Genomic DNA, 10,281 nt, shown 5'->3' with positions numbered 1-10,281 from the left:
AAAGAACAGCCATGAAGCTTTCGCCCAACTATGTGGAGAAGCCCTGGGGCCGCACGGAACTGCCGTCGTTGTTTACGGGCACGGACGGGCGGCGCATCGGCGAGGTCTGGTTCGCAGCGAGCGCGGAACAGCACCTGCCGATTCTCGTCAAATACATCTTCACCAGCGAGCGCCTGTCCATTCAGGTGCACCCGAATGATGCGGAAGCGCAGGAGCGCGGCCTGCCTGCGGGCAAGACCGAATGCTGGTACATTCTGGACGCAGAACCCGGCGCGACCCTTGGCCTCGGCCTTACAAAACTGCTGTCGCCCGAGGAATTGCGGGCGGCGGCGCTCGACGGGTCGATCGAGGAGCTGATGGACTGGAAGCCGGTCAAGGCCGGGGACTTCTTCTACGTGCCCGCAGGCACCGTGCACGCCATCGGCGCCGGGATTTCGCTTCTTGAAGTGCAGCAGAACGTGGACGTGACCTACCGCCTCTATGATTACGGCCGCCCGCGCGAGCTGCATCTGGACGACGGCGTCGCCGTCTCCAAAGCCGGGCCCTATCCCGAATCGCTGGCGACGCGCGAGGCCAACAGCGGCAATCTCCTGCTGGTGGATGGTGACTACTTTTCAGTCTTCCACGTGGAAGACCTGGCGGCGGTGCCCGCGCATCTGTCGGGCAAGCAGCGCTGGGTGATGCCGCTTTCCGGCGAGGCCCAGTGCGGCGAGCACACCGCCGGTCCCGGCGAGTGCCTCTACGTTCCGGCAAACGCTGCTCTTGAAAAGAAAGACAACGCTGTCATTTTGCTGGCGGCGGCTGTATAAGGGAGGCGATAAGGGGGTTGGGGGTGCTGTGCGCCGCCGCCCGGTTCGCGCCTGTTTCAGCCGAATCTGACCGGATACCGGGGCGTTCATCCGCAACGGAGTGACGCCTGACCAACAAAGGGGATATGTGCCCTATGACGCGACCTGCAACGCCTGCCGACTGCCTGCTGCTGTTCGGCGCGACGGGCGATCTGGCCCAGCGCATGTTGCTGCCCTCGCTCTATGGCCTTGCGGCAGACGGGCTGCTGCCCAGGGCGCTGCGGATCGTGGCGACGGCGCGCAGCCAGCTGGATACGCCCGGCTACCACGCCTTTGCTGCCGAGGCGCTGGAGCGCTTCATCCCCGAGGAGCGGCGGACCGAGGCCGCGATCAGCGCCTTCCTCGATCGCCTGACCTATGTGCCGCTCGATGCGTCCGATACCAAGGGCTACGGCGCGCTGGCCGAGGCCGTGGGCGAGACGCCGGGCGGGCTGGCGATTTTCCTGTCGACCGCGCCGCAGCTGTTCGGCGCGACCATTGCCGGGCTGGCGGGCGCGGGGCTGGCGGGCGAGGTGGCGCGGATCGGGCTGGAGAAGCCGCTGGGGCATGATCTCGCCTCCAGCCGGGTGATCAACGACGCGGTGGCGGAGGTCTTCCCCGAGAACCGGATTTTCCGCATCGACCACTACCTCGGCAAGGAAACGGTGCAGAACCTGCTCGCGCTGCGCTTCGGTAATGCCCTGTTCGAGCCGCTGTGGAATGCGGGCGGCATCGACCATGTGCAGATCACCGTCGCCGAGACCGTGGGGCTGGAAGGCCGCGTCGGCTTCTACGACGGCGCGGGCGCGCTCCGGGACATGGTGCAGAACCACATGCTGCAACTGCTGGCGCTGGTCGCAATGGAGCCGCCGAGCCAGTTCGACGCCACCGCCATTCGCGACGAGAAGGTGAAGGTGCTGCGCTCGCTGCGGCCCATCGACCGCACGGGCATCGAGAAGCTCAGCGTTATCGGCCAGTACACCGCAGGGTCGGTGGGCGGTGCGCCGGTGCCGGGCTATGCGGACGAGCTGGGCAAGCCGTCCAGTACCGAAACGTTCGTTGCCATCAAGGCGCATGTGGACAACTGGCGCTGGAAGGGCGTGCCCTTTTACCTTCGCACCGGCAAGCGGCTGCCGCAGCGCCAGTCGGAAATCATCATCCAGTTCAAGGGCGTGCCGCACTCCATCTTCGATGCGCGCGGCGCGCAGCTGAAGCCCAACAAGCTGGTCATCCGCCTCCAGCCGGAGGAGAATATCCGTCTCCTGATGATGGCCAAGCAGCCGGGGCTGGACCGCGACGGCATCCGCCTGCGCGAGGTGCCGCTGGATCTGGGCCTTGCCAACGCCTTTGCCGATGTGCGCCGCCGCATCGCCTACGAGCGTTTGCTTCTCGATCTGATCGAGGACGATCCCACCCTGTTCGTGCGCCGCGACGAGGTGGAGGCGCAGTGGGAATGGATCGATACCATCCGCACCGGCTGGGTGGCGAGCGGCATGCAGCCGCGCCCCTACGCGGCGGGCACCTGGGGGCCTTCCGCCGCCATTGCCCTCACCGAGCGGGACGGAGTGAGCTGGCATGACTGATCTTCGCCAAACCGGGATACGCTGGGCAGATCGGGCCGATGACGCCGCCGTTGCCGCCTACCTCGCCTCCGTGCTGGAAGGCGGCGGGCCGAAGTCCATCGCCGTGCCGGGCGGGCGCACGCCGGGGCCGATCTTTGCCGAACTGGCCCGCCATCCGCTGGCATGGGACCAGCTCAGCATCACGCTGACCGACGACCGGCTGGTCCCCGCCGACCACCCGGCCAACAATTTCCGCCTGCTCACCGAAACGCTGGGCGCAACCGGCGCGCAGCTCTCGCCCCTCGTCGAGGGCGCGGCGGTGGAGCCGTTCGACTTGGTCTGGCTCGGCATGGGGGCGGACGGCCACATCGCCTCCATCTTCCCCGGCTGCGAGCCCGCCGACGATCTGCCGCCGAGCGTCGTGCGCGCCCGGCCCGACCCGCTGCCGCCCGAGGCCCCGTTCGAGCGCCTCACCCTGACGCTGGCCGCGCTCACCGCAACCCGCCAGATCATGCTGGTGGTGCGCGGGGCGGAGAAGCGCGCGGTGCTGGAGGCGGCCATCGCGGGCAGGTCCAGCCTGCCCATAGCCCGGCTGCTGCGCGCGGCGCGCTGCCCGGTCGATCTGTTCTGGAGCGCATCATGAGCCTGCACCCCATTCTCTCGGCGGTTACCGACCGCATCATCGAACGCTCGCGGGAGCGCCGCGCGGCCTATCTCGACCTCATCGACCGGGAACGCGAGGCGGGCGTCGACCGGCCGCGCCTCAGTTGCGGCAACCTCGCCCACGGCTTCGCGGCGGCGGGTGAGGACAAGCCCGCCATCCGTGGCATGTCTGCCATGAACATCGGCATCGTGACCGCCTATAACGACATGCTCTCGGCCCACCAGCCCTACGGGCGCTATCCGGAGCAGATCAAGCTCTTCGCCCGGGAAGTGGGCGCAACCGCGCAGGTGGCGGGTGGCGTTCCCGCCATGTGCGATGGCGTCACGCAAGGCCAGAGCGGCATGGAGCTGTCCCTCTTCAGCCGGGACACCATCGCGCTTTCGACTGCCGTCGCCCTCTCGCATGGCATGTTTGAGGGCACGCTGTTGCTGGGCATCTGCGACAAGATCGTGCCGGGCCTCCTCATGGGCGCGCTGCGCTTCGGGCATCTGCCCGCCATTCTGGTGCCCGCCGGTCCCATGCCCTCGGGGCTCCCGAACAAGGAGAAGGCGCGCATCCGCCAGCTTTACGCCGAAGGCAAGGTGGGGCGGGAGGAACTGCTGGAGGCGGAATCCGCCAGCTACCACAGTCCCGGCACCTGCACCTTCTACGGCACCGCCAACTCCAACCAGATGATGATGGAGATGATGGGCCTGCACGTGCCCGGCAGCGCCTTCGTCAACCCCGGCACCCCGCTGCGTCAGGCGCTCACCCGCGCCGCCGTGCACCGGCTCGCCGCCATCGGCTGGCAGGGCAACGACTATCGGCCGCTCGGCCGCTGCATCGATGAAAAAGCCATCGTCAACGCGGCGGTGGGCTTGCTCGCCACCGGCGGCTCCACCAACCACGCCATTCACATTCCCGCCATCGCCCGTGCGGCGGGCATCGTCATCGACTGGGAGGATCTGGACCGCCTGTCCTCCATCGTGCCGCTGCTCACCCGCGTCTATCCCAACGGGCAGGGCGACGTGAACCATTTCCACGCGGCGGGCGGCCTCGGCTTCGTCATCCGCGAGCTGATCGGCGCGGGGCTGCTGCACCCGGACATCCTCACCGTCTCCGGGCAGAGCCTTGCCGACTATGCGAGGGAACCGGCGCTCGACGGCGAGACGCTGGTGTGGCGCGACGCCCCCGCACAGAGCCTCGATGAGACGATGCTGCGCCCGGCCGCCAACCCGTTCCAGCCCGATGGCGGAATGCGGCTGGTCGCGGGCAATCTGGGTCGCGGCATCTTCAAGACCAGCGCGGTCGATCCCTCCCGCTGGACCATCGAGGCCCCGGCCCGCGTGTTCGACAATCAGGACGCCGTGCTCGCTGCCTTCAAGGCGGGCGAGCTGGAGCGCGACGTGGTGGTCGTCGTCCGCTTCCAGGGTCCGCGCGCCAACGGCATGCCCGAGCTGCACAAGCTGACGCCGCAGCTGGGCGTGTTGCAGGATCGCGGGCACAAGGTGGCGCTGGTGACGGACGGGCGCATGTCCGGCGCGTCGGGCAAGGTGCCGGCCGCCATCCACGTGAGCCCGGAAGCCGTGGGTGGTGGGCCGCTCGCCAAACTGCGGGACGGCGACATCGTGCGCCTCTGCGCTGAGGACGGCAGCCTTTCCGCCCTTGTGGACGAAGCTGAATGGGCCGCGCGCCTGGAAGCAAAGCAGCCCGCCCCGGTGGCGGGCACCGGCCGCGAGCTGTTCGCGTTCATGCGCCAGGGAGCCGACGACGCCGAACGCGGCGCATCGGCCATGCTGGCCAGCGCAGGGCTGTAAGCCATGGATGTTGTTGCGGTTGATATTGGCGGCACCCACGCCCGCTTTGCCATCGCCGAGGTGGAGGACGGGCGGATGACGGCCCTCCACGCGCCGGTGAAGATGAAAACGGCGGAGCACGCCAGCCTGCAAATGGCGTGGGAGGCCTTCGCGCGTGAAGCGGGCCGCCCGCTGCCGCCGCGCGCCGGGATTGCGGTTGCCTGCCCCATCATCGGCGAGACGCTGAAGCTCACCAACAATCCGTGGGTTATCAAGCCCGGCCAGTTTCACGACCGGCTAGGGCTGGAGAGCTTCACGCTGGTGAACGACTTCGGCGCGATCGGCCATGCGGTGGCGCAAGCCGCGCCCGAAGACCTCCAGCACCTGTGCGGGCCGGACGCGCCGCTGCCAGAGGATGGTGTCATCACCGTGCTGGGGCCGGGCACCGGGCTCGGCGTTACCCACGTGCTGCGCCGCCGGGGCCGCTATCATGTTATCGAGTGCGAAGGCGGGCATATCGATTTCGCACCGCTCGACAGCGTGGAGGACGCCATCCTCACGCGCCTGCGCGAGCGCTACCGCCGCGTCTCCATCGAGCGCATCGTCTCCGGGCCGGGCCTGCGGAACATATACGAGGCGCTGGGCGCCCTCGAGGGCCAATGTATCCAGGCAGGCGACGACGTGGCACTGTGGACGGCGGCCCTGGAAGGGCGCGACAGCCTTGCCAGCGCTGCGCTGGAGCGGTTTTGCATGAGCCTCGGCAGCGTGGCGGGCGATCTGGCGCTGGCGCACGGCGCCTGCGGCGTCGTCATCGCGGGCGGCGTCGGCCAGCGGCTCGCGGAAATTCTGCCGAACTCAGGCTTCGCCCAGCGGTTCACCGCCAAAGGCCGGTTTGAATCGATGATGGCCCGGCTTCCGGTCAAGCTGATTACCCATCCGCACCCCGGCCTGTTCGGCGCGGCCGCGGCCTTTGCTGAGGAGCATTGTTTATGACCTCTATCGCCAGCGTGATGCAGACCGCACCGGTCATCCCGGTGCTGGTGGTTGATGACGTGGCCCATGCGGTGCCGCTGGCCGAGGCGCTGGTCGCGGGCGGCCTGCCGGTCCTGGAAGTGACGCTCCGCACCCCGGCCGCGCTCGACGTCATCCGCGCCATGAGCACCGTGAAGGGCGCGCTCGTCGGCGCGGGCACGGTGCTGAACGGCGAGGACCTGCAGCGCGCGACGGATGCGGGCGCGCAGTTCATCGTCAGCCCCGGTCTCACCCGGCCGCTGGCGGAAGCCGCCAAGGCATCCGGCGTGCCGTTCCTGCCCGGTGTTGCGACGGCGGGCGATATCATGCGCGGGCTCGACCTGGGGCTTGACCACTTCAAGTTCTTCCCCGCCGAAAGCTCGGGCGGCCTGCCCGCGCTGAAGGCACTGGCTGCGCCCTTCTTTCAGTGTCGCTTCTGCCCGACCGGAGGTATCACCGAGGCGACGGCTTCCGCGTGGCTCGCCCATCCGCAAATCTATTGCGTGGGTGGATCTTGGATTGCCCCGGCGTCTATGTTGAAGGCTGGCGACTGGGCGGGTATCGAGGCCAAGGCCCGGCAGGCGGCGCAGCTGCGCGCATCCATCTAAGGTAAGAGAAGGGGGCATGATGAAGGGTGAAGCCTGGCAGGCATTGACGGCTCATGCGGAAGAGGCGCGCGCCTTTTCGCTGGTGGAGTTATTCGCGCAAGAGGCGGACCGGCTGGATCGGCTGTCGCTTAACATCGGCCCGCTGCACTTCGATTTCTCCAAAACCCATGCGGACGCCCGCACGCTTGCGCTGCTGGAAAAGCTGGCGGCGGACGCGGAGCTCGACCGCTGGCGCGCCGCCCTGTTCGCAGGACACGTCGTCAACCCCACCGAAAATCGCGCGGCCACCCACCCGGCCGAGCGCGGCGTCGGCGCGGAGGCGAATGTCGCCGCCGCATCCGACGCCAAGGCCCGCATGAAGGCGCTGGTGGAGCGGGTGGACGCGGGCGCGTTCGGCCCCATCCGCCACGTGCTCCACATCGGCATCGGCGGCTCGGCCCTGGGTCCGGCGTTGCTGCTCGACGCCCTGGCCCGGCAGAACAGCCGCCATGAGGTGGAGGTTATCGCCAACATCGACGGCGCGGCGCTGGAGCCTGCCCTGAAACGCTTCAACCCGGCCGAGACGCTTATCGTCATCGTCTCCAAGACCTTCACCACCACCGAGACCATGACCAATGCTGAGGCCGCCATCGACTGGATGCGCGCGGCAGGCGTTGCCGATCCGCTCACCCGCTGTGTGGCGGTCACTGCCGCACCGGCACAGGCCCGGAAATTCGGCCTCGGGCAAGAGGCAATCCTCCCCTTCGCCGAGACCGTGGGCGGGCGCTACTCGCTGTGGTCCGCCGTCGGCCTGCCGTTCGCGCTGTCCGCGGGATGGGCGGCATTCGAGGAATTGCTGGACGGCGCGGCGGAGATGGACCGCCACTTCCGCGACACGCCGCTTGCCCGCAACGCGCCCGTTCTCGCCGCCATGCTTGATGTGTGGTATGCCACCTTCCTCAAGGCCGAGACGCGGGCGGTCTTCGCCTACGACGAGCGCCTGCGCTTGCTGCCCGCCTATCTCCAGCAGCTGGAGATGGAGAGCAACGGCAAGCGCGTGACGCGGGACGGCACGCCTGTCGATTACGCAACGGCCGCCATCACCTGGGGCGGCACGGGCACGGACGCGCAGCACGCCGTCTTCCAGCTGCTGCATCAGGGCACCCATCTGGTGCCGACCGAATTCATCGCCGTGGTGGAGCCGGGCCACAGCCTCGGCGGCACCCACCACCAGCAGCTGCTCGCCAACTGCTTCGCGCAGGGCGCGGCGCTGATGCGCGGCCGCACGTTCGAGGAGGCGCTGGCGCTCAGCAACGGCGATACCGCGCTGGCGGCGGCCAAGCAGTTCACCGGCAACCGGCCGTCCACCACGGTTCTGCTGGAGCGGCTCAGCCCGCGCGCTCTCGGTATGCTGCTCGCCTTTTATGAGCACCGCACCTTCAGCGCCGCCGTTCTTCTCGGCATCAACGCCTTCGATCAGATGGGCGTCGAGCTGGGCAAGGAAATGGCCAAGGCGATGGAAAAGCTGCTGGGCGGCGATACGAGCGCAGGCGCAGGGTTTGACCCCTCCACGCTGGCGCTGATGCAGCGCGCGTTCCGGGGGTAAGATTAGGATTTTATTTTCTTTGCAGGAGGGGCTTACCCCTCCTGCACCTCCCGTCCGATTTAAGGGCCACGCCCTGCAATAATCCCGCAGAATACCTACACCATGTCCGCCAGAGTCAGGCGGGCGGAGACTTCCCACAGGTCGATGCCGCCGTCGATGGCGTAGGCGTCGATGCGGCGCAGCTCCTCCTCGGTGAAGGCGAGGTTCTTCAGCGCGTCGAGCGAGTCATCGAGCTGCGCGACGGTGCGCGCGCCGATGAGCGCGGAGGTGACGCGCGGCTCGCGCAGCACCCAGGCAATGGCCATCTGGGCGAGCGTCTGGCCGCGCGCGCGGGCGATGGCGTCCAGCTGGCGGATGCGCTCGATATTTTCCGAAGACAGCATCCCCTCGCGCAGGGAGCGGCCCTTGGTCACGCGCGCATCCTCCGGCACGCCGTTCAGATATTTGTTCGTCAGCATGCCCTGCGCCAGCGGCGAGAAGGCGATGCAGCCGACGCCAAGGTCGCCGAGCGTGTCGAGCAGGCCGCCTTCGATCCAGCGGTTGAGCATGGAATAGGACGGCTGATGGATGAGGAGCGGCACGCCTTCCGCTTTCAAAATGGCGTGGGCCTGCCGCGTCAGCTCGGGCGAGTAGGAGGAAATGCCCACATAGAGCGCCTTGCCCTGCCGGTGGATGTGGGCGAGCGCGCCCATGGTTTCCTCGAGCGGGGTTTTCGGGTCCACCCGGTGGGAATAGAAAATATCGACGTAATCGAGCCCCATGCGCTTCAGGCTCTGGTCGAGGCTGGCGATGAGATATTTCCGGCTGCCGCCGATGCCGCCATATGGCCCCGGCCACATGTCCCACCCGGCCTTGGTGGAGATCACCAGTTCGTCCCGGTGCGCGGCGAAGTCCGCCTTCAGGATGCGGCCGAAATTCTCCTCCGCCGAGCCGTAGGGCGGGCCGTAGTTGTTGGCGAGGTCGAAATGGGTGACGCCCCGATCGAACGCCCGGCGCAAAACGGCGCGGCCGGTCTCGAAGCAGTCGACGCCGCCGAAGTTCTGCCACAGGCCGAGCGAAATCGCCGGCAGGTCGAGCCCGCTGCGCCCGCAGCGGCGGTAGGGCATCCGGCCATCATAGCGTTGAGGATCGGCGGTATAGGGCATGGGATTAAGCATAAGCTCCCTCTCGCAACATCAGGTTCGTTTGGAAACTATGGGGATCAGGCATCGGCGGCAAGGCGTCGGCCTTCCCGAGCGCTGCGCCGGGCCAGTTCAATCAGCGCGAGCCCTGCGCGCGCATCAGCGGGGTCGACCGGCGCGGGCGCACCCGAGCGGATGGCATCCCGAACGGCCTCGTAGAACGTCACCCACCGGCCGGTCTCGGTCGGGATTACGACGGCTTGCCCGTCCGCGCTGTGGAGCGTGCCGTAATGCTCCGGCGCATCGACGCCGAACCCGTCCGCCGTGGGCGGCATTCCGGCGCGCAGCTGCGCCTCCTGCGGGTCGAGGCCGTGTTTTATGAAGCTCCCGCGCATGCCGTGCGCCGCGAAGCGGGGGCGAGGGTGGGCGACCAGCGTGGATGCGCCGAGCCGCACGCGCTTCTCGCCGTAGTAGAGCGTGAGGGCAAAATAGTCATCAACGCACACGCCTTGCCGCTGCGCCGCGATATCCGCGCTTATGGCCTCAGGCCAACCGAACAGGCTGATTGCCTGGTCGATGAGATGCGGGCCCAGATCATTGAGCAGGCCGCCGCCAGGCGTGGCCGTCTCGCGCCAGCCTTGCTTGATCGTGGGGCGAAACCGGTCCCACCATGCCTCGTACAGCATGATCTCGCCGAGCTGTCCCTCATCGATCAGGTGCCTCAGCGTGAGGAAGTCGCCGTCCCAGCGGCGGTTGTGAAACACCGTGAGCAGCCGCTGCCGCGTGCGTGCCAGCGCAATAAGTTCATCCGCCTCCTCGATAGTCACGGCGATTGGCTTGTCCACCACTACATGCTTGCCCGCCATCAGGGCGGCCCTGGCCAGCGGAAAGTGGGTGTGGTTGGGCGAGGCGATGACGACGAGATCAATACCCGGATCAGCCAGCATCGTGTCCGCGCTTTCCGCCACCGCAAGTCCTGCCTGCTGGGCCTCCGCCGTGCGGGAGGTGCAAACATGCGTCAGCCTGAGGCCTGGGATCGCGCGAATCAGCTGGGCATGGAACACTGCGCCCGCCAGCCCGAAACCGATCATGCCTGCGGAAATAGGGGCGGTCATGCGCTTCCTCTTG

General features: G+C 67.9%; 9 protein-coding genes. 7 read left to right on the top strand and 2 right to left on the bottom strand.

Going from position 1 to position 10,281, the window contains the following annotated elements:
- Positions 1-11 precede the first annotated feature (11 nt).
- The 7 genes from L0C21_RS13410 (at position 12) to pgi (ending at position 8,032) form a co-directional block, all read left to right on the top strand.
- Positions 12-809, top strand: coding sequence for a class I mannose-6-phosphate isomerase (locus tag L0C21_RS13410; RefSeq protein WP_259278950.1), 798 nt, complete (start codon positions 12-14; stop codon positions 807-809).
- Between the two features lie 134 nt (positions 810-943).
- Positions 944-2,410, top strand: coding sequence for a glucose-6-phosphate dehydrogenase (gene zwf / locus L0C21_RS13405; RefSeq protein WP_259278949.1), 1,467 nt, complete (start codon positions 944-946; stop codon positions 2,408-2,410).
- Positions 2,403-3,032, top strand: a complete 630-nt coding sequence (locus L0C21_RS13400) for a 6-phosphogluconolactonase (RefSeq protein WP_259278948.1) — start codon at positions 2,403-2,405, stop codon at positions 3,030-3,032. The genes zwf and L0C21_RS13400 overlap by 8 nt, the downstream gene beginning before the upstream one ends.
- Complete coding sequence (gene edd, locus L0C21_RS13395; protein WP_259278947.1) at positions 3,029-4,849, top strand: phosphogluconate dehydratase; 1,821 nt, start codon at positions 3,029-3,031, stop codon at positions 4,847-4,849. Before L0C21_RS13400 ends, edd begins: the two co-directional genes overlap by 4 nt.
- Positions 4,850-4,852: 3 nt before the next feature.
- Positions 4,853-5,821, top strand: coding sequence for a glucokinase (glk, locus tag L0C21_RS13390; RefSeq protein WP_259278946.1), 969 nt, complete (start codon positions 4,853-4,855; stop codon positions 5,819-5,821).
- A complete protein-coding gene (locus tag L0C21_RS13385; RefSeq protein WP_259278945.1) occupies positions 5,818-6,447 on the top strand; it encodes a bifunctional 4-hydroxy-2-oxoglutarate aldolase/2-dehydro-3-deoxy-phosphogluconate aldolase in 630 nt (209 codons plus the stop codon). Before glk ends, L0C21_RS13385 begins: the two co-directional genes overlap by 4 nt.
- Positions 6,448-6,466: 19 nt before the next feature.
- Positions 6,467-8,032, top strand: a complete 1,566-nt coding sequence (gene pgi / locus L0C21_RS13380) for a glucose-6-phosphate isomerase (RefSeq protein ID WP_374940281.1) — start codon at positions 6,467-6,469, stop codon at positions 8,030-8,032.
- A 95-nt stretch (positions 8,033-8,127) separates the two neighbouring features.
- Here the strand turns inward: pgi and mgrA are convergent, their stop codons facing one another.
- Both mgrA and L0C21_RS13370 read right to left on the bottom strand, forming a co-directional pair.
- Positions 8,128-9,189 (bottom strand): L-glyceraldehyde 3-phosphate reductase, encoded by a 1,062-nt coding sequence (gene mgrA, locus L0C21_RS13375; protein WP_310593392.1) that lies wholly within the window; start codon positions 9,187-9,189, stop codon positions 8,128-8,130.
- A 44-nt stretch (positions 9,190-9,233) separates the two neighbouring features.
- A complete protein-coding gene (locus L0C21_RS13370; RefSeq protein WP_259278943.1) occupies positions 9,234-10,268 on the bottom strand; it encodes an oxidoreductase in 1,035 nt (344 codons plus the stop codon).
- Positions 10,269-10,281 lie beyond the last annotated feature (13 nt).

The sequence above is a fragment of the Pedomonas mirosovicensis genome, from assembly GCF_022569295.1.
Lineage (GTDB): Bacteria > Pseudomonadota > Alphaproteobacteria > Sphingomonadales > Sphingomonadaceae > Pedomonas > Pedomonas mirosovicensis.
This window is presented reverse-complemented; position numbering and strand designations above follow the sequence as displayed.